General features: G+C 64.5%; 20 protein-coding genes. 8 read left to right on the top strand and 12 right to left on the bottom strand.

From position 1 onward, the window contains the following. Positions 1-5: 5 nt before the first annotated feature. The 8 genes from ehuA to CSW57_RS13990 form a co-directional block, all read right to left on the bottom strand. Positions 6-767 (bottom strand): ectoine/hydroxyectoine ABC transporter ATP-binding protein EhuA, encoded by a 762-nt coding sequence (gene ehuA, locus CSW57_RS14025; protein ID WP_099383414.1) that lies wholly within the window; start codon positions 765-767, stop codon positions 6-8. Between the two features lie 37 nt (positions 768-804). Then, on the bottom strand, positions 805-1,449 hold the full coding sequence (ehuD, locus tag CSW57_RS14020; protein ID WP_099383413.1) for an ectoine/hydroxyectoine ABC transporter permease subunit EhuD: 645 nt from the start codon (positions 1,447-1,449) through the stop codon (positions 805-807). After that, complete coding sequence (gene ehuC, locus CSW57_RS14015) at positions 1,446-2,177, bottom strand: ectoine/hydroxyectoine ABC transporter permease subunit EhuC (protein WP_099383412.1); 732 nt, start codon at positions 2,175-2,177, stop codon at positions 1,446-1,448. Before ehuC ends, ehuD begins: the two co-directional genes overlap by 4 nt. Positions 2,178-2,201: 24 nt before the next feature. Then, positions 2,202-3,014: an ectoine/hydroxyectoine ABC transporter substrate-binding protein EhuB gene (gene ehuB, locus CSW57_RS14010; protein ID WP_370624005.1), complete on the bottom strand. Its 813-nt coding sequence runs from the start codon at positions 3,012-3,014 to the stop codon at positions 2,202-2,204. Between the two features lie 361 nt (positions 3,015-3,375). Then, entirely contained in the window at positions 3,376-4,443 is a 1,068-nt protein-coding gene (locus CSW57_RS14005) for a sulfate/molybdate ABC transporter ATP-binding protein (RefSeq protein ID WP_099383410.1), read from the bottom strand. Continuing rightward, positions 4,440-5,246, bottom strand: coding sequence for an ABC transporter permease (locus CSW57_RS14000; RefSeq protein ID WP_099383409.1), 807 nt, complete (start codon positions 5,244-5,246; stop codon positions 4,440-4,442). The genes CSW57_RS14005 and CSW57_RS14000 overlap by 4 nt, the downstream gene beginning before the upstream one ends. After that, positions 5,243-6,031: a molybdate ABC transporter substrate-binding protein gene (gene modA, locus CSW57_RS13995; RefSeq protein WP_099383408.1), complete on the bottom strand. Its 789-nt coding sequence runs from the start codon at positions 6,029-6,031 to the stop codon at positions 5,243-5,245. The genes CSW57_RS14000 and modA overlap by 4 nt, the downstream gene beginning before the upstream one ends. Continuing rightward, positions 6,031-6,471 carry a TOBE domain-containing protein gene (locus CSW57_RS13990; protein WP_189339266.1) on the bottom strand — a complete coding sequence of 147 codons (441 nt, stop codon included), beginning with the start codon at positions 6,469-6,471 and terminating at the stop codon, positions 6,031-6,033. Before CSW57_RS13990 ends, modA begins: the two co-directional genes overlap by 1 nt. A gap of 112 nt (positions 6,472-6,583) precedes the next feature. Here CSW57_RS13990 and CSW57_RS13985 point away from each other — a divergent pair, with 112 nt between their 5' ends. The 3 genes from CSW57_RS13985 (at position 6,584) to CSW57_RS13975 (ending at position 9,502) form a co-directional block, all read left to right on the top strand. Beyond that, positions 6,584-7,390: a VOC family protein gene (locus CSW57_RS13985; RefSeq protein ID WP_099383407.1), complete on the top strand. Its 807-nt coding sequence runs from the start codon at positions 6,584-6,586 to the stop codon at positions 7,388-7,390. A gap of 277 nt (positions 7,391-7,667) precedes the next feature. Then, positions 7,668-8,651, top strand: a complete 984-nt coding sequence (locus CSW57_RS13980; protein ID WP_023962413.1) for a daunorubicin resistance protein DrrA family ABC transporter ATP-binding protein — start codon at positions 7,668-7,670, stop codon at positions 8,649-8,651. Beyond that, on the top strand, positions 8,648-9,502 hold the full coding sequence (locus CSW57_RS13975; RefSeq protein WP_030175186.1) for an ABC transporter permease: 855 nt from the start codon (positions 8,648-8,650) through the stop codon (positions 9,500-9,502). The genes CSW57_RS13980 and CSW57_RS13975 overlap by 4 nt, the downstream gene beginning before the upstream one ends. Before the next feature lie 299 nt (positions 9,503-9,801). Here the strand turns inward: CSW57_RS13975 and CSW57_RS13970 are convergent, their stop codons facing one another. Further along, positions 9,802-11,154 (bottom strand): ROK family protein, encoded by a 1,353-nt coding sequence (locus CSW57_RS13970; RefSeq protein WP_099383406.1) that lies wholly within the window; start codon positions 11,152-11,154, stop codon positions 9,802-9,804. A 457-nt stretch (positions 11,155-11,611) separates the two neighbouring features. Between CSW57_RS13970 and CSW57_RS13960 the strand changes: the two genes are divergently transcribed. The 3 genes from CSW57_RS13960 (at position 11,612) to CSW57_RS13950 (ending at position 15,201) form a co-directional block, all read left to right on the top strand. Further along, the gene (locus CSW57_RS13960) at positions 11,612-12,790 is read left to right on the top strand and encodes an LLM class flavin-dependent oxidoreductase (RefSeq protein ID WP_062796753.1); all 1,179 of its coding nucleotides are present in this window, start codon (positions 11,612-11,614) and stop codon (positions 12,788-12,790) included. A 72-nt stretch (positions 12,791-12,862) separates the two neighbouring features. After that, positions 12,863-13,981 (top strand): dimethylsulfone monooxygenase SfnG, encoded by a 1,119-nt coding sequence (gene sfnG, locus CSW57_RS13955; RefSeq protein WP_099383404.1) that lies wholly within the window; start codon positions 12,863-12,865, stop codon positions 13,979-13,981. Further along, positions 13,978-15,201, top strand: coding sequence for an SfnB family sulfur acquisition oxidoreductase (locus CSW57_RS13950; RefSeq protein WP_099383403.1), 1,224 nt, complete (start codon positions 13,978-13,980; stop codon positions 15,199-15,201). Before sfnG ends, CSW57_RS13950 begins: the two co-directional genes overlap by 4 nt. 22 nt (positions 15,202-15,223) lie before the next feature. Here the strand turns inward: CSW57_RS13950 and CSW57_RS13945 are convergent, their stop codons facing one another. Both CSW57_RS13945 and CSW57_RS13940 read right to left on the bottom strand, forming a co-directional pair. Continuing rightward, a complete protein-coding gene (locus tag CSW57_RS13945) occupies positions 15,224-16,186 on the bottom strand; it encodes a YihY/virulence factor BrkB family protein (RefSeq protein ID WP_099384455.1) in 963 nt (320 codons plus the stop codon). A 69-nt stretch (positions 16,187-16,255) separates the two neighbouring features. Continuing rightward, a complete protein-coding gene (locus CSW57_RS13940) occupies positions 16,256-17,059 on the bottom strand; it encodes a DUF72 domain-containing protein (RefSeq protein ID WP_099383402.1) in 804 nt (267 codons plus the stop codon). A gap of 123 nt (positions 17,060-17,182) precedes the next feature. Between CSW57_RS13940 and CSW57_RS13935 the strand changes: the two genes are divergently transcribed. Then, complete coding sequence (locus tag CSW57_RS13935; protein WP_099384454.1) at positions 17,183-18,223, top strand: sigma-70 family RNA polymerase sigma factor; 1,041 nt, start codon at positions 17,183-17,185, stop codon at positions 18,221-18,223. A 14-nt stretch (positions 18,224-18,237) separates the two neighbouring features. On the opposite strand, the gene CSW57_RS13930 is transcribed toward CSW57_RS13935, so the two are convergent. Continuing rightward, positions 18,238-18,642 carry a VOC family protein gene (locus tag CSW57_RS13930; protein WP_099384453.1) on the bottom strand — a complete coding sequence of 135 codons (405 nt, stop codon included), beginning with the start codon at positions 18,640-18,642 and terminating at the stop codon, positions 18,238-18,240. Between the two features lie 161 nt (positions 18,643-18,803). Here CSW57_RS13930 and CSW57_RS13925 point away from each other — a divergent pair. Continuing rightward, a partial coding sequence (locus tag CSW57_RS13925) for a histidine kinase (protein WP_148666407.1) occupies positions 18,804-19,563 on the top strand: 760 nt, incomplete at its 3' end.

Genomic DNA, 19,563 nt, shown 5'->3' with positions numbered 1-19,563 from the left:
CGCCTTCACTTGGACAGGACTGCCTTGAGGAACGTCTTGGTCCGTTCCTGCTGGGGATTGGTGAAGATGTCGACAGGGTCGCCCTCTTCCACGATCTTGCCCGCGTCGAACACCAGGACGCGGTCGGCCACATCGCGGGCGAAACCCATCTCATGGGTCACGATCAACATCGTGATCTCCGTCGTCTCGGCGATCGTGCGAAGCACCCCGAGCACATCGGCCACCAGTTCGGGATCGAGCGCCGAGGTCACCTCGTCGAGCAGCAAGACGTCGGGATCCATGGCCAGTGCGCGCGCGATCGCCACACGCTGCTGCTGACCGCCGGAGAGCTTTGTCGGGTGGGCGTCCTCCTTGTCCGACAGTCCTACGGTCTCGAGCAGTTCGCGCGCCCTGCTGGTCGCTTCCGATTTGCTCAGGCCCAGCACATGGATCGGGGCCTCGGTGATGTTCTGCAGCACAGTCATGTTGGGGAACAGGTTGAAATGCTGGAACACCATGCCGATCTTGGCGCGCACCACACGCAGGTGCTTCTCGGACGCACGAACCAGCTTGTCCCCCTTGTATTGGTGGGTCAGCGGTGCGCCGTCGACCCAGATCACTCCGCCGTCCAGCGTCTCCAGGGTCATCAGCAACCTGAGGATGGTCGTCTTGCCGGAGCCACTGGGGCCGATCAGGGCCACCCGTTCGCCTCGGGTGACCCGGAAGTCGAGATGGTCGAGCACCACATGGTCGCCGTATTTCTTGACGACCTTGTCGAACAGGATCATCGGTGTGTTGTTGTCGCGCGCCGAGCCCGACGTGCCCTCAGTAGGCAAGGTGCTTCTCCAGTCTTCTGATCAGGACGGATGTGGGGTAACTGGCGATGAGGAAGATGACCCCGGCCATGGTGATCGGTTCGAGGTACTGAAAGGTCTTGGCGCCGTATTGCTGCGCCGCGGTGACCATCTCGACCACCGTGATGGCGAAGAGGAACGGGGTGTCCTTGAACATCGAGATCGCGTAGTTCCCCAGTGCGGGTGTGGTCTTGCGGATCGCCTGTGGCAACACCACAGCCCGCCACTTGCGCACCGTCGGCAGCGACAGTGCGTGCGCTGCCTCCCACTGGCCCGGTGGTACCGCGTCGATCCCCGCGCGATAGACCTCGGCCATGTAGGTGGAGTAGTGGATACCGAGTACAACGATGCCGATCTGCAACGCCGAGAACTGCGGCAGCAGGTAATAGGCGAACAGCAGTTGCACCACGAGTGGCGTGAGCCGGATGAACTCGGTGACCATGCGCAACGGAACCGTCACCGCTTTGGGAGCACTGTGCCGCACCACCGCAATGACCAATCCCAACACCGCCGCGATCATGAAGCCCAGCACGGTGGCCAGCAACGTGATCCGGAACCCTTCGAGCAGCACCGGCAGCGAGTCGAACGCCCGCTCCCAGCTCCATTGCGCATTCATCGGCCCACCCCGATGCTCTCGCCGGGCCGCTCAGGGCGCAGCCGCAGAACCTCGCGCATCGACGGGCCCGCCCCGAGACGCGACTTCGCGCGGACCTCCAGCAAGTTCATCACCAGCGTCAGCACGTAGGCGATGCAGAAATACAGAACCAGACCGATCCCGAACGCGAACACCGTGTCTCCGGTCCCTCGTCGAAGCTGCTCGATCTGATACGTGAGATCCTGCAGCAGAACGAAACTGGCCAGCGCGCTACCCTTCAGCAACTGGATCAGCAGGTTGTTCAGCGGCGGCAACATCTGGACCCAGGCCTGCGGGAAGATGATGCGGTGCAGCCGCTGCCACGGTGAGAAGTTGAGCGCCACAGCGCCTTCCCACTGGGTGGCAGGTACCGCCGCAATGGATCCACGGACCACTTCGGCGCCGTACGCGCCATAGTTCAGGCCCAAGGCGAGAATCCCACAGAACATCGCTTCGAGCTGGAACCCGAGCAGTGGCAACACGTAGAAGAGCCAGAACAACTGGACCAGCAGGGAGGTGCCTCGAAAGAACTCCACAATGGCGCGGGATACACCCCTGACCAGCACGTACTTGTTCCCCGCGGCAAGACCGAGGAGGAGGGCCAGCACAAAGGCAAGCGCAGCGCCGCCGACCGTCAGGTAGATCGTCGTGAGGATGCCTTCCTGGATGCGAGGCCATGCATCCAGGAAGGTGTCGAAGTTCTCACCCACGGAGGGATACCGCTCCGGTGGGGGTCAAACGCCCTCACACAGTTGGGCAGTGGTCAGGTTGGGATCGGGCAATTCTTCTTCTGTGAAGCCGAACTCGCCGACCAGATCCAGATACTTCTGCGGATCCGACGTGATCTTCGCCAGTTCGGCGTTGTACGCCTCGAGCAACTCTTTGTCATCGGTGCGGAACACCGTGGCTCCGGCGCCCACCTGCGGCTTTCCGTCGATGTTCGCCACGAAGGACTCGGTGACGTCGACCGGCGCGCCCGGGTTGTTGGTCTTCATCCAGTTGAGCGAGATGGCGGTCAGCGCAAAGACGTCCGCCCGACCCGACGTGACGGCATCCATTCCGTCCTGCGGCGTGGCCACCTGCGTGCTCTCGATCCCCAGGGACTCGGCGTAATCCGACTCGACCGCACCGGTCATTGTGGCCAATCGGGCGCCGCTGTCTTTCACCGACTGCATGTCTTTGAGCGCCTTGGGATTGCCCTGCGTGACCATCAATGCGGTGGTGTAGTTGAACTCGGGATCGCCGAACGCGGCCTGCTCGCAGCGTTGCGGCAAGATCGACATGCCGGCGCTCACGACATCAAACCGATTGGCCTGCAATCCGGGTATGAGAGAACCGAAATCGGCGTTCACGCCCTCGACGGTCTCGATTCCGAGGTTGCCGAAGATCTCTCGGTGCAGTGCCACGGTGGCACCGGTCAGATTGCCGTCCTGCTCGAACGAGTAGGGCGCCTCACCCGCGAACCCCACGGTGACAACACCCTTGTCCTTGAGTTCCTGCAGGTGGTTCGAGTCGTCACCGGAATCGGTCGACGTGCACGCCGCCATGGTTCCCGCAGTGAGGGTGACCACGGCGAATGTGATTGCACACCTACTGGTTACACGCTTGCTCAACACGTTCAACGCCATCTGCCTGGCCTTCCGCTCACTGTCGGGTGCGCAGACAGGCAGTCGCCGACACGCAGGTACCCTCCCCGCCGACGAACGCCATGCCACCCACCCGGCTACTGCAGTCTCATCGTTCTCTCCGGTCGAGTGAACGTAACACCTTTCGATGCATCACCGATGAGTGTCGGGATATTCTGATGCCCGAGAATCGGTGTGGGCGCATCTAGGCCATCGGCAAGCGACCACCGAACACTCAAGCTGCCGGAAACCAATTCATTACCAACGCGAAAGAGTGAGCGTTTCAGTGCCGACTCTCGTACACGGTCACTTCACTCGCCTTGATCACCAGGAACACCTCGTCGTCGGCAACGAGTCCCAACTCGGTGACGGCCGACCAGGTGACGGTCGCGGTGAGGACCGTCCCGTCAGCAACCCGGGCGTCGATCCGCGCGAGATCGCCCTGCGGAACGAGTTGCACAACAACGGCCTTCACGGCGTTACGCGGGCTGCCGCTGGGCCGCTCGCGATAGACGGCGACAGCGCGCGGCGAAAAGGCCGCCATCACAGCACTTCCCGGTGCAATCGGCGCGTCGAGCAATCCGGAGACCGCAAAGCCGGCGGCTTCCAGGACGTCACCGTTCCAGACTCCGCTCACCAGGTTGAGTCCGGCGAGTTGCGCCGAGAACTGGTTGATCGGGCTGGCCAGCAAGTCACGGACGGGGCCACGCGCCACGACCCTGCCCTCGGCCAAGATGATCGCCGAGTCGGCGAGCGTCACGGCGTCAGCGACATCGTGGGTCACCAGCACCGTGATCCGCGCGCGGTCCGCGAGAATCTGTCGGAGCATCGACCGGATGCGGTGGACCACATCCACATCGAGTGCACTGAACGGCTCGTCGAGCAGCAACACCGACGGCTCGGTGGCAAGCGCGCGCGCCAGCGACACCCTCTGCGACTGACCTCCGGACAGTTGCGCCGGCTTGCGATCCGCGAGTTCGGTGGCGCCGACGGCATCGAGCCACTTGTCGGTGCGAGCCCTGATCTGAGCTCTTGGCAGGCGCCTCGCCGACGGTCCGAACGCCACGTTCTGCCTCACGGTGAGGTGTGGGAACAACAGTCCCTGCTGCGTCAGCATCGACACGTCTCGTCGGTGTGGAGGCATGAAAGTGTTGTTGCCGAACAATTCTCGCGATCCCAGGGTTATTCGTCCGGCACCCGGCCTCGACAATCCGGCCAGCAGATTCATCAGTGTGCTCTTGCCGGCACCGTTGGGGCCCATGACGGCGACGGTATGCCCCTGCGGAACAGTCAGTTCGACGTCGATGGCCGGCAGCTCATTGCGCAGCGACGCGACCAGATCGCCGGTCACAGCACAGCCGTCCGCCGCGAATCGCGCACGTGCACGGCCACCACGACGAGCAACGCGACCACGACGAGGACCACGGAGAGCGGAAGGGCCTGCTCCGGTTCACTGATCGACTCCACGTAGATCGCCAACGGAGCAGTCTGGGTGACACCCTGGAGGTTACCCGCGAACGTGATCGTCGCGCCGAACTCGCCGAGCGCACGGGCGAACGCCAGCACCATCCCGGACAGTAGCGCCGGAAACACAAGTGGCATGGTCACTTTCCACAGGGTGCGGGTGGGCGACGCCCCGAGCGTGGCCGCCACCTGTTCGTATCGCGCCCCGACGGTGCGCAGCGCTCCCTCCAGACTGATGACGAGAAAGGGAAGTGCCACGAAGGTCTGGGCCAGCACCACTGCCGAGGTGGTGAATGCGATGTCGATTCCGATGGCCGAAAGATGTTCGCCCACCAGGCCGAACTTCCCGAAGGCGTAGAGGAGACCGATTCCCCCGACCACCGGCGGCAGGACCAGAGGCAGCAGCACCACCGAACGCACCACGCGCACGGTGCTGCCACCGCGCCGCGCGAACACGATGGACATCGGAACGCCCAGCAGGATGCAAAGAACGGTGCTGATCGCGGCCGTCTGCACGCTCAACGCCAGTGCGTCCACGGACGACTCAGAGGTGATGTTGTCCCAGAAGTCGTCCCAGGGGGTGTTCACCGCCAATGCGATGGGCGGCAGGATCACCAGTGCGATGCCGAGGGCGGCCGGCAGGTACAACCATGGCGGCACGGCCTTGAGCCCCGAACGCGAGGCCGTCACCTCGCCGGCCCGAAGCCCATTCGCTCGAGTACCGCCAACCCCTGCGTACCGGTGACCATGTCGACGAATTGCTGTGCCAGAGGCGCGTTCCGCGACGCGGCAACTGTCGCGATGGGATACGCGTTGACCACCGCGGCAAGGGCTGGATCGGCGACAGTGGCGACCGAGTCACCCGCGCCGACGGCGTCGGTGACGTACACCAGTCCCGCGTCGGCCTGCCCCGTCTGGACCTTGCTGAGCACCCCGGTCACCGCTGTTTCCTCACTCACCGGCTTGATGTCGATTCCGGTGTTCTCCTCGACCAGGGTCGTAGCGCTGCCGCAGGGCACACTCACCGCGCAGATCACCGTCGTGACACCGTTTTTCGTCACGTCGGCCAGGGTACGGATGTTCTTCGGATTCCCCGGCGCGGTGACGATGGTGAGCACATTGGTGGCAAAGATCTGCGGATCCACCACCTTCTCCCCCAGTTTTGCCATGCTCTTCTCGTCGGCCGTGGCCACGACGTCTGCGTCGGCGCCCTGTTCGATCTGGGTGACCAGCGCCTGCGAGCCGTCGAAGTTCAGGGAGACATCGACGCCGCCGTGCGTCTCGGAGAACTCGTCGGCCAACGCCGTGAAGCTGTTCTTCAACGAGGCTGCGGCGAACACGGTGAGGCCCGCTTCGCCGTCTTGCCCGCCTTCTGAGCCGCTCGTCGAGCACCCTGCGAGTACCAGGGCAACAGCGAACACCACGCTGAGCGACTCGGCCAGTCGGCCCGTCGTCGTGGATCTGCGCCGACCCATCACCTGGTCCTGGTCTCGACGATGACCGTGGTGGCCTTGACCACCGCTGTCGCGACCTCCCCGGGCCGTAGTCCGAGTTCGTTCACGGCGTCGGTGCTCATCAGCGAGGTCACCTCGAAAGGGCCGCATTGCAACGTCACCTGGCTCATCACCGGGTCGGATCGAACGTCGGTGACCAGGCCCACGAATCGGTTGCGGGCCGAGCGCGCCACCGGTGCATCGGTCGACACGACCTCGGGTGCGCGGTCTCGCGCGACCTTGGCCAGGTCGGTGCCGTCGACCACCTGACGGCCGCTGCCGTCGACGTGGGCGGGTAGCTGGCCCCCGCTGATCATCCGGCGCACCGTGTCGTCGCTGATGCCGAGGAGTTCTGCCGCCTGTCGAATCTTGAGATCACCCACCTGACGATGATCCGCCGCGCGTGCGGCGCTGTCAATCATTCACAGCCGCATCTGCGGATAAAGAACCGGTTCGGCGCGGACGCGATGAGTTCTGGCGGCGCCGGGTGTCTACCTTCCCGAGATCCTTTTCAACACTTCCGAGGAGCCAAAAATGCCAGTTCCCACCCACTCCGACGGCGTTGCGGTCTGGTTCGACCTGTCGAGTACCGACCCCGGCGCTGCCGCGGACTTCTACGGCCGACTGTTCGGCTGGGACAACACCGAGATGGACGCGCGCTTTGGCGGGTATTCGCAGTTCACCCACAAAGGCAAGCTGATCGCCGGCCTCGGTCCGAAACCTGATCCGGGAATGCCGGACTTCTGGTGCACGTACTTCCAGACCTCCGACATCGCGGCCGCCGTCAAAACCGTCGCCGCTTCGGGTGGCAGCGTGTTCCAGGACCCGATGGAGATACCAGAGCAGGGCACCATGGCGATCGTGATGGATCCGGGCGGTGACCCTGAGACAGGCGCAAACCCGCACGGCGCGGTGTTCGGACTGTGGCAACCAGGGCAGCACACCGGTTTCGAGCTGCACATGGAAGCCGGTGCAGCAACGTATTTCGAGCTCCAGACCACCGGCTATCCACGAGCCGTCGAGTTCTACGGTGAGGTGCTCGGCAACCCCGTCGTCAGCCTCGGGGACACGGACGAGTTCCGCTACAGCCAGCTGAGTCTTCCCGACAGGGCGCCGGGCGAGGGCTATGCCGGGATCATGGACGCCTCCGGCTACCTGCCGTCCGAGGTCCCATCGCACTGGACCATCTACATCGGCACCGACGACATCGACGCAACCGTTACCCAGGCCGTCGAACTCGGCGGGACCGTGGTGGCCGCGCCCGAGGACACCCCGTACGGACGACTCGCCACGATCGGCGACCCGTTCGGGGCAATGATCAAACTGCAGCAGGTCGTCTGAAACGACTGCCGGGTGCGGGCCTCGGCGACGAAGTCCGCACAGGGCGACGGAAAGTCGCCGTCGCAGACGACTACAAGATGAACCGACCACCGGGGGACAAGCCCTTGACTTCAACCGCACTTGAACATGAACCATCAGATCACCTGATCAAGACAGAAGACCACCAGAAGCCGGATTTGTCCGATCCGGCATCCATGCACCAGAGGAGTGTTCCGTGACCCAGCTCGGCGATAAAAGCGCTGGCCCGATGTCAGAGTCGGTGGATACGGTTACCCGCATGACAACTGCCACGGGGGCCACCGACCTGGCGATCGAAGCCATCGACCTGGTCAAAGAATTCGACGGTGTCCGCGCCGTCGACGGAGTTAGTTTTTCAGTTCCACCGGGGTCCGTCCTGGGACTACTCGGGCCCAACGGCGCGGGCAAGACCACCACGGTCCGCATGATGACAACACTGAGTCAACCGACGTCGGGCACTGCTCGCATCGCAGGATATGACGTACGGGAGAACCCGGATCTCGTCCGCAGCAACATGGGCCTCACAGGTCAGGCTGCGACGGTCGACGAATTGCTCACCGGCCGAGAGAACCTGTGGATGATCGGCAGCCTCTACGGTCTTCCCCGTAAGGACGTACGCCGGTCCGGCGACCAACTGCTCGAGCAGTTTTCGCTGACCGACGCTGCGGACCGCGTGGTCAAGACCTACTCGGGAGGTATGCGCCGGCGGCTCGACCTCGCGGTCAGCCTCTTGGCCTCGCCGCCGGTGCTCTTCCTGGACGAGCCCACCACCGGCCTCGACCCGCGCAGCCGCCAGGAACTCTGGGACGTGCTGCGATCGCTGGTGAACGACGGAACCACACTGCTGCTCACCACGCAGTATCTCGAAGAGGCCGACCAGCTCGCCGACGACATCGTCGTCATCGACAGGGGCAAGATCATTGCCGCCGGCACGCCACTACAACTCAAGGAACAGGCCGGGCAGGCCAGTCTGGTCATCACGGTCTCGCATGCCGACGATCTCGAAGAAGCCACCAGGTTGCTGCGCGAGAACAGTGGCGAGGTGTTCGTCGAGGAGTCCGCACGCCAGCTCACCGCAAGCGCCGATGGACTCGCCGACCTGACCCGGATCGCCGGGATCTTCGAACGCAGTGAGATCGCAGTCGACGACATCGGACTCACCCGCCCGAGCCTGGACGACGTCTTCCTCTCCCTCACCGGACACCGCGCCGAGGACGCCGACAACGAGGAGAACAAGTCATGACCACCACCACTTCACCGGCCGACACCGGCCGCTCCACCCCGAAATCCGCTGCAGGCCGGCCCGATCTGGTCCGGGAATCCCTGGTCATGGTGCGGCGCAACCTGTTACACACCAAGCGCCAGCCAGAGATGCTGTCCGACGTCACGGTGCAGCCGATCATGTTCGTGCTGCTGTTCGCGTACGTGTTCGGTGCGTCGATCAGTCCTGGCTCCGGATTCGACTACAAAGAATGGCTGTTGCCCGGCATCATGGGCCAAACCATTGCCTTCTCCGCATTCATCGTCGCGCTCGGTCTCACCAACGATCTGGAGAAGGGCATCATCGACCGCTTCCGGTCGTTGCCGATGGCACGCTCGTCGGTTCTGGTCGGACGTTCGGTCGCAGCGCTGATCCACTCGTCGATCGGCATCGTGGTCATGGCAATCACGGGACTGCTCATCGGATGGCGCATTCACGAAGGCATCGCCAAGGCTGCGTTGGCTTTTGCTCTGGTGCTGGTATTCGGGTTCGCCATGATCTGGTTCGGCATCCTGATCGGTTCGGTGATGCGCTCGCCAGAAGCGGTCAACGGCGTGATGTTCACCTTGCTGTTCCCGATCACGTTCTTGTCCAACGCTTTTGTGCCCACAGAGCCCATGCCCACCTGGTTGCGCACCATCGCGGAGTGGAACCCGATCTCGTCACTCGTCCAGGCGATGCGCGAATTGTGGGGCAACGGACCGGCGGCGCCGGCCGGTGCCCCGTGGCCACTTCAGAACCCGGAGCTCTCCACGGTGCTCTGGTCGGTGGCACTCACGCTGATCTTCGCGCCGTTCGCGCTGCGTGCTTACCGCAAGCGCACCACGGATTAGTCTGCGCTTGTGTTTTGGCTCGCTTCGCTCGCGTGCTGGCGGCCTGAGGTCGCGAGTTCTTCCCTCCTCTTCACATCGCTGACGCTCGTTCATCGTCAGTCCAGAACACGCGAGCCCGCCTGCGATAACGGCTCGCCGCCAGTGCTCCCCCGGGAGTCTTGAGTGAGCGAGCAAAGCGAGCGATTGTCGCGGGTGGCCCCGCGTGCTCTGGACAGAGGAGCGAGGGAGCGCAGCGACTGAGTCGACGAAGGAAGAGCACGCGACCTGGGGCCACCCGCCCGCGAGCGCCAGCGAGCCAACTACACCGTTCGGGCCAAGGCCTCGATCGGGTCGCTGTAGATCGCATCGAGCGAAACCGCGCCGGCGGCCTGCTGCTGCACGGTGGCACCCGACCGTGACACGCGCACGTCGCGCCGTTCGGACACGGAGGTTTCGCGAACAGCTCTGGCCACCACAGGGAGTGTCGACGGCGCATCCGTGAACGCCTGCCCGCCCAGGACAACGTGGTCGGGGTTGAAGATGTCAGAGATGAGTCCGACCGCACGGCCGAGTACTTCGGCCCGCTCGGTCAGGATGGCGCGGGCCACGTCGTTGCCTGCGGCAGCGAGCTGGTGCACGTCATCCACGGTCTCGATGGTCAACCCCGCAGCGACCGCGGCGTCGACCACACCGGTGTCGCTCACGGTCGGTTCCAGGCGACCGGTGCGGTGGGGGTCGAGCAGTTCGGTGCGGCCCGCGGGGAAATGTCCGATCTCCGGCGGCCCGGCGGTGGGGGTGTACACGCTTCCACCGACGGTGAAGGCGATACCAACTGTTTCCCGGGCGTAGAAGTAGACGAAGCTGCCGCCTTCTTGACCTGGATCGACCAGCAATTCCGCTTGCGGGTTGAGCAGAAGTTCCGCGGCAGCCATCGCCTCGACGTGCGACGCCACCGAGATGGGCAGACCGATCACCGACGCCAGTACTTCACCGACGGGTGCAGACTGCCAGGTCAAACGGGAATGGCTCACACGTCCGCCGTTGTCGACCCGGCCGGCCAGCGCCACCCCGGCCCAGAGCACGCGCTTGTTCTGCCAGCGGGAGAGGAAACGTTTCGCACTCAATCCGATCGACGTGAGGGTCTGCTCGGGGGTGTCGGCAGCCGGGGTCGGGATCTGAATCGCGCCCACCACCCGGTGAAACAGGTCGTGGGTGGTGATCGAGGTGACCTTGAGACCGATGTGGATGCCCACCGTCAGGTATTCGGCGGTGTTCAGCTCGAACGGGAGGCGGGGACGACCAATTGCGCCTGCAGGTGCCAGGTCGGCGCGCTCGCGCAGCAGCCCGGCCTTCAGCAGGGCGCTGACCTGACGGTTCACCGTCGAGATACTCAACCCCGATGCGGCCGATGCCGCGTCGCGGAACACCGGGCCGTGCAGCCGGGCCGCTCGCAGGACAACTGCTGCCGGTTTGGTCGACAGATGAAGCTGAGGTGTCGCGACGTGGGTACCGGCGCGGGTTCCGCCGAACTTGGTGGGCGCCTTCGTCTGGCCGGGCGCCGACTGGGGATGAGCCGGCCGAACAGGCGCAGCGATCCGAGACCCGGTCGGGCCATTCGGCCGAGCGGACGGGCGAACAGATGTTGCTATGCGGTGGTCAAGTGTTGCAGTCATCGAAGGTCCTCATCGAGTTGTCGCCTCCAGGACCAACGATGGCCGGGGCGGGGAGATGTCTGAGAGAGATGCCGCGATCGCGGCGGTTCGGGTCAGGACATTCGACAACAGAGGACACGAGCGAAAGGCAGACGACATCCCAGCGCGGTGGTCACATAGGTGACCTCCGGGATGTGGTGGCCGTTGCTCGTCATGAAGGTCAAAGTAGCAGCGGCGCCGACACCTGTCCAACGGACCAGGGTCGCGGACGTGACGATCTGAGCGCAGGTCGACACCGCGCTCACCGGCGAGAATAGCCCCGCCACAGCGGCGATCGCCGACTTGGAATCACACCGATCCGAACCCTGGGATCGCCGCGGCGACGCCGCCCACACTGTGTTCGAAACTCCGGGTTTTTGGCGTCGTCGATCTCGGATCGATCCAGACGAACCGCCAGACAGACAGAAAGGCGTCCTCCGTGTCCCTGCATTTCCATTGGTTCCTGCCGACGTATGGCGACTCACGGAACCTGATGGCAGGTGGTCACGGTTCTGACATGTCCGGAGACCGGCCCGCCGATCTGCGTTATCTCAACCAGCTTGCCGGTGCTGCTGAGGTCAACGGATTCGAAGCCGTCCTCACGCCCACCGGCTTGTGGTGCGAGGACGCGTGGTTGTCCACCGCGATGTTGCTGGAGACAACGGACACCCTCAAATTCCTCGTCGCCCTGCGACCGGGGCTGACCAGCCCCACCCTGTCGGCACAGATGTCGGCGACCTATCAGTGGCAGTCGAAGGGACGGCTACTGCTCAACGTGGTCACCGGAGGTGAATCGTCGGAGCAGCGCGCTTTCGGCGACTTCCTGTCCAAGGAGGCCCGGTACGAGCGCTGCGGCGAGTACCTCGACATCATCCGGCAGTTGTGGACCTCCGACGGCCCGGTGGACTTCACGGGCAAGCATCTGCGGGTCGAGGGCGCTCATCTGGCCCGCAAGCCCGACCCGCTTCCCCCGGTGTTCTTCGGGGGTTCGTCCCCGGCTGCGGGAACCGTCGCCTCCAAATACGCCGACACCTACCTGACGTGGGGCGAGAAACCCGACGCCGTCGCCGAGAAGCTCAACTGGATCCGCGGGCTCGCCGCAGACGAGGGTCGTGAACTCTCCTACGGCATCCGGTTGCACGTGATCTCGCGGGACACCGCAGAACAGGCCTGGGCCGAAGCCGACCGGCTCCTCGGTGCACTCGACCCTCAGGTGGTCGCCGGAGCCCAGCAGAACCTCGCCCGCTCGGAATCAGAAGGGCAACGGCGAATGCTCGAACTGCACGGCGGAGGCGCCGCGTTCAGCAGCGGTACCGATGCCCGTTCGCTGGAGATCTACCCGAACCTCTGGACAGGCGTCGGGCTCGTCCGAGGCGGAGCCGGCACGGCGCTGGTCGGCTCGCACGATGAGGTGGCCGACCGCATCGCGGAGTACGCGGCTCTGGGGCTCGATCACTTCATCTTGTCCGGCTACCCCCACGTGGAAGAGGCCTACCACTTCGGAGAGGGCGTGCGCCCGAGGCTCATCCGGCGCGGCCTGCTCAGTGCCGATGACCGGGTGTCCGAGCCTGTCCGGGGAGCCTTCCTGCCGTCGTTGTCGCCGGCCGGCGCGTCCTGACGGATTGCGCCTTTCACCCAACCCGCCTTCACCCAACCCGATTGTCCCCTCTCGCAGAACCATTGGAGCACCGTGAGCACCGAAAGCATCGCCGATCAGATCAAGTTCGCCTACTGGGTCCCCAACGTCAGTGGCGGCCTGGTGACCAGTGACATCGAACAGCGAACGAGCTGGGACTTCGAGTACAACAAGAAGCTTGCACAGACCGCCGAGAACAACGGCTTCGAGTACGCACTGTCGCAGGTGCGGTACATGGCGTCCTACGGTGCCGAGTTCCAGCACGAATCAACAGCTTTCAGCCTTGCCCTGTTGGGGGCCACCGAAAGGCTCAAGGTCATCGCCGCCATCCATCCCGGCCTGTGGCATCCGGCGGTGCTGGCCAAGTTCGGGGCCACCGCCGACCACCTGTCGGGCGGCCGGTTCGCCATCAACGTCGTGTCGGGATGGTTCGCCGGAGAGTTCAAGGCACTGGGTGAGCCCTGGCTCGAGCACGACGAGCGTTACCGGAGAAGTGCCGAGTTCCTCGAGGTCATCCGCAAGATCTGGACCGAGGACAATGTCGACTACGGTGGCGACTTCTACCGGATCCGCGACTTCACCCTCAAACCCAAGCCACTGAACACGCCCGAGCGCCCCAATCCCGAACTGTTCCAGGGAGGTAACTCCACTGCGGCCCGCAGCAATGGCGGACGCTTCGCCGACTGGTACTTCTCGAACGGTAAGGACTTCGACGGTGTCACCGAACAGGTCGACGACCTGCGTGCGGTCGCCAGGGCGCACGACCGCGAGGTGAAGTTCGGGCTGAACGGGTTCATCATCGCCCGCGACACCGAGGCCGAGGCCCGGGACACCCTCCGGGAGATCATCGAGAAGGCCAATCGTCCTGCAGTGGAGGGTTTCCGGGATTCGGTGCAGCAGGCCGGCGCGTCCACCTCGGACGGCAAGGGTATGTGGGCCGAGTCGAGCTTCGAGGACCTCGTGCAGTACAACGATGGGTTCAAGACCAAGCTGATCGGCACGCCGGAACAGGTCGCCGAGCGGATCGTCGCCTACAAGCGACTCGGCGTCGACCTGGTCCTCGGCGGCTTCCTGCACTTCCAGGAAGAGATCGAATACTTCGGTGCGAAGGTGCTGCCGCTGGTTCGTGAACTCGAAGCGGCCGACGCGGAAGCCGGCGTCGGCGCATCGTGAGCACCGCGATCGCTTCTCGCATCGACACTGCCGAGCAGGCACTGTCGGTGGCCCACGACCTGGCAGCACATTTCGCCACCGGCGCGGTGGCACGCGATCGCGACCGCAAACTGCCCTATCGCGAGATCGATCAGCTGTCGGCCAGCGGACTGCTGGCGATCACGGTGCCGAGCCGTTTCGGTGGTGCAGATCTGTCGCCGAGCATCGTGGCCGAGGTGGTCCGCATCCTTGCGACAGCCGATCCCAACATCGCGCAGATCCCGCACAGCCACTTCGTGTATTTGAACCTGCTTCGGCTGGCGGCTGATCCACCACAACAGCGCGATCTCTTCGAGGCGGTGCTGGGCGGAAGCCGGATCGCGAACGCGCAGTCCGAGCGGGGCGGCAAGACCGTCGCCGACATCACCACCACGGTCAGAGCGGACCGCGGCGTACTCCGTCTCGACGGCTCGAAGTACTACTGCACGGGATCGCTGTACGCCCATACGCTCGCGGTGCTGGCACGGCTCGACGATCCCGACCACAAGACGGGGCTCGAGGAAGGCGAGTACGTGGCATTCATCCCCGCCGACGCCGCCGGTGTCCGCATCGTCGATGACTGGAACGGACTCGGCCAACGCACCACGGGCAGCGGCACCATCACGTTCGAAGGAGTGTCCCTGCGCCGCGACCAGTTGGTCGCCCGGGCTCGCGCGGTGGGCGCCCCAGCCGGGTACGGCGCGTTTGCCCAGCTGCTGCACGTGGCCATCGACGCCGGCATCGCTCGCGGATCTCTCTCTGCTGCAACAGATTTCGTCCGGAACCGCAGCCGCCCATGGTTCGAGGCAGGTGTCGATCGCGCCATCGACGACCCGTTGGTGATTCAACGCGTCGGCGAGTTGGCCGTGGAGGTGATCTCTGCCGAGGCAACCCTGAAGAGCGCCGGCGAGGCGGTGGACGCCACGTTCGTTGCTGAGGCCGACGCGACAGCAGAGCGAGCTGCCGCGGCTTCGATTGCGGTGGCGACGGCGAAGATCGTTGCCGACCGGGCCTCCAACGAGGTGTCGAGTGCACTCTTCGAGGTGTCAGGGACGCGAAGCGCCGCAGCAGATCTCGGCCTGGATCACTTCTGGCGCAACGCGCGTACGCACACCTTGCACGACCCGGTGCGGTGGAAGTATCAGCACATCGGTCGCTCGATGCTGCACGACACACCACCGCCGCTGCACGGGGTCATCTGACGCCAGAAGCGCCGAACAGGTCTCAGGTGTCGTCGTTCTTGCGGAACGTGACATCGACGTGTTCGAAACCCTTGGCTCGCTGAGCCTTTGCTTGACGGGTGTATGTCTTCCGGTCACCGTGGGTGAGGTCCACGGCGTCGGTGAACGGGGTCAGCAACGCCCTCGGGTAGAGGTGATGCACTCGCACCACGTTGATCTCCGCAGTGAACACCACGGCGATGGAGGTGAGATAGAAGAACGCGAGAAGGCCCAGCACCACGGCGAACACACTGTTGGTGGTGCTCGCGTTCTTCACCACCTGGGTGACGTACACCGTTCCGAATGTCTGCAACAGCTGCCAGACGATCGCCATCGCGACCGCGCCCGGCAACACATCGCGATAGCTCACATCGTTGCTGGTACTCAGGCGGTAGGCAATGGTGAACACCGCCGAGTTGATGACCACGGCCAGAAGACCGATGGTCACCCCCTCCAAAGGTCCGAGGAATCCGGGTAATCCGGCGAACGTCGACAACACAGCAGTACCCACCAAGGTCATCGCCAGCACTGTCAGCAGGAGCAGGCTGCGGAACCGGGAGAAGATCGGGTTGGGCCGGTTGTTACGCGGCACCTGCCACACGGTGTTCATCGCGTTCTGGGCCGCCTGGCCGACACCCGAGGCGCCGTACAGGGCGCCGAGGATGCCGATCACGATTCCCGCTGTGCCACCGCTGAGTTCCTGCGGTTCGCCGAGCTGCGGGCCGATCACCGGGAACTGGCCGAGCGCCGAATCGAGTACCTTCGCCTGCCACTCGGGATTGTCGTCGAGCACGATGCCGACGCCGGTGGTCAAAAGCAGCAACAAGGGGAACAGCGCGAGGAACGCGTAGTACGTCATGAGAACGGCGAGATATCCGCCCTGATCGTCCGCGTACTTGTAGATCACCGCGATGCCGAAACCCAAGACGGGGTGCCGCCTCTGCAGCTTGTCCAAACGCTCGATCATCATGCACCCCAGTCGTTGCCTGGCGCGCCGTCGCTTGTTGAGCGCAGCGACAACGCTACCCGAGCCAGGTCACAGTAAGCGGTCGAGCAGCCCTTTCGCGTCGTACGGCGCCCTGACCTTTGCGTCGTTGTCGAAGTAGACGAACACATCACGGTCGACTGCGCGCGCCCGGAACCGCTCGGCCCACGAATCGAGCGCCTCCTCGGTGTAACCGCTGGTGTAGAGCTCGGTGTCGCCGTGCAGACGGGCGTAGACGAAGTCGGAGGTCACCTCGTCGATCACGGGGAACTTGCCCGCCGAGTCGGCGAGCACCAGCGCCATGTCGAGCTCGCGCAACAGGTCGGGCAACTCGGGTGTCATGAAGCTCGGATGCCGGACCTCGAGGGCGTGACGGATCGGCCGCTCCGCGTCGGTTGTGGTCCAGGCCCGGTCGGCGATCCGGTCACTGTGTCCCGTAGAGAGTTCGGCTGCTTCCGTGGTGGTTCGCGGCAGCAGATGCGCGAACGCCGTGAGTGCGTCTGCATCGAACGGCAGATTGGGCGGCAGTTGCCACAGGATCGGCCCCAGTTTGGGTCCGAGTGCCAGCACGCCCGACGCGAAGAAAGTGGCCAGCGGCTGGTCCACGTCGACGAGCCGCTTCATATGGGTGACAAAGCGCGGGCCCTTCACCGAGAACAGGAAGTCGTCGGGCGTCTGCTCTGCCCACTTCAGGTAGCTGGTCGGCCGTTGCAGAGAATAGAAGGAACCGTTGAGTTCGACCGAGTTCAGAACCCGGGAGATGTACTCGAGTTCGCGGCGTTGGGCCAGGCCCTCCGGATAGAAAGTTTTTCGCCAGGGCGGATACACCCACCCCGAGGTGCCGACTCGAATCATTCCCCAACCTCTACACGAGCGGCGGCCATCGCTCGACCGGACACCCGAAAACCTCCCAACCTGGCGCAGTCGATGGCCGAAGAACCCTGGTTGTTGTCAGACCGCTCCCGTAACCTTTTCCCCATGACTATCGAGGCCGCGGTAGATTCTGACTTCCTGGAAGTCACCGAACCGTACCGAAGTGAACTGCTTGCACATTGCTATCGGATGATGGGTTCACATCACGACGCCGAGGACCTTCTCCAGGAGACATTCATCCGCGCCTGGCGTGGTTACGACCGGTTCGACGGTCGCGCTTCGGTGCGTACATGGCTCTACAAGATCGCCACCAACACCTGCCTCACCGCTCTCGGGTCCAAGCAGCGTCGGCCGCTGCCCTCGGGGCTCGGCGGCGAGTCGTCGGATCCCCAGGGCGCTCTCCTCGAGGACCACGAGGTGCCGTGGCTCGAGCCGTTTGCCGGGTCGGACGAGACGTTGTCCGAGACCGCGGACCCCGCCACCGTCGTGGGGTCCCGTGAATCCATCCGTTTGGCGTTCATCGCCGCGCTCCAGCACCTCCCCGAGCGCCAGCGCGCAATCTTGATCCTCCGTGATGTACTCCAGTGGCGCGCTGCCGAGGTCGCCGAGACGCTGGGGTTGACCACCGCAACGGTGAACAGTCTCCTCCAGCGCGCCCGAGCCCAGCTCAAAGAGGTTGCACCGGAGCGTGATTCCGTGGTCGAACCCGGAGACGCCGCCCAGCGAGAACTCTTGCAGAAGTGGGTCGAGGCCTTCGAGGCCTACGACATCGACGCCATCGTCGCGTTGTTCACCGACAAGGCCATCTGGGAGATGCCGCCGTTCACCGGTTGGTATCAGGGACCGGAGGTCATCGGTACGCTCATCGGTTCCAACTGCCCGGCCACCGCAGCGGGCGACATGGTGCTGCTGCCGGCGGTGGCCAACGGACAGCCCGCGTTCGGGCTGTACATGCTCGACGCCGACGGTGTGCACAGGCCCTTCCAATTGCAGGTCCTGGACATCACCGCCGACGGCGTCGGTCATGTGGTGGCTTTCTTCTCCGACACCATGGAGGCCGACTTCGCCCGGTTCGGACTGCCTGCCGTGCCTCCCGGCCCGTCGGAGTCGGTGAAAGAACCGGTTCAGCCAGAGATGCCGAGCTAGCCCGAAATGTCGTCCTAACCCGAAATGGCGGACTGATCCATCCAGGTGACCTCCCACACGTGGCCGTCGAGGTCGAGAAAGCTCCGGCCGTACATGAACCCGTGATCCTGCGCGTCCATCCACTTGGAGCCACCGATCTCCAGTGCCTTGTCGACGAGTGTGTCCACGGCCTCACGGGATTCGGCGGAGATGGCGATCAGCACCTCACGCTCTTTGCTGGTGTCGGCGATGCCTCCGGTGATGAATTCCTGGAAGCGGGCGGGCGTCATCAGCATGGCGACGGTGAGTTCGTTGATCACCAGGCACAGGGTGTTCTCGTCGCTGAAGGTCTCGTTGAACTCGAATCCGAGCTCTCCGAAGAACTTGCGTGTCGCGGGGATGTCGGTGGCGGTTGTGTTGAGGAACAGCATGCGGGACATGATGATGACTCCGATCCAAAGTTGTTTTGTGCATCGAGCGGACACCACAACAGACATCGTCTGCAAGCAAAACTCATCGCCCGCGGAAGTTCCGCCTTTTGCCTGATGCCGCGGTGCCACCTCGACGCGCATGATCGGGCCATGCGAACCGGTGGGCTGCTGTGACGGATGGATGGGATGATCTGACGGCTCGGGGCGCCTGGATGCCCGGGGCGGTACGCGCCGAACTGGAAACCGATCCCCACCCCTTGATCGGCCGCCGGAGCAAACGCGACATCGCGATCGACGTACTGATGATCCTGCTGGCCGCCGCGATCGGTGTGGTCGCCATCAGCCCACGCCTGGACGACATCTCCGGCATGATCGTCGCCGACCTTGCGGTCGGGGTGGCGGGTTGCGTGGCCATGGTGTGGCGGCGCCGATGGCCGCTGGCTCTGGCAGTTCTCACGACGGTCGCCTCCGGATTCACCTCTGCCATCGGCGGGGTGGCTTTGCTGGCGGTCTTCTCGCTCGCCGTCCACAAGCCGATGCGTTACGCGGCCTCGGTGGCCCTGGCCAGCTTTGTAGCAGCTATGACAAACCGCTGGCTGTACCCGGAAGGGCAGGAGTCGCTGCTCGCGGTGCTCGTGTTCTGGGCGCTGATGGCTGCGGTGGCGGTCGGGTGGGGAACCATGGTCCGCAACCGCCGGCAGCTGTTGATCTCCCTGGCCGAGCGTGCGCGAACCGTCGAGGCCGAGCAGCGCGAGCGGATCGCCAATGCGCGGGCCACCGAACGCGAACGGCTCGCACGGGAGATGCATGACGTGCTAGCCCACCGGATGAGCCTGCTGTCCGTGCACGCCGGTGCGCTCGAGTTCAGGCCCGACGCGCCACCGGAGTACCTCCGCCGGGCGGCCGGGGGTATTCGCGCCGGCGTCCACC

It is taken from the genome of Williamsia muralis (assembly GCF_002735905.1).
Classification (GTDB): domain Bacteria; phylum Actinomycetota; class Actinomycetes; order Mycobacteriales; family Mycobacteriaceae; genus Williamsia; species Williamsia muralis_A.
This window is presented reverse-complemented; position numbering and strand designations above follow the sequence as displayed.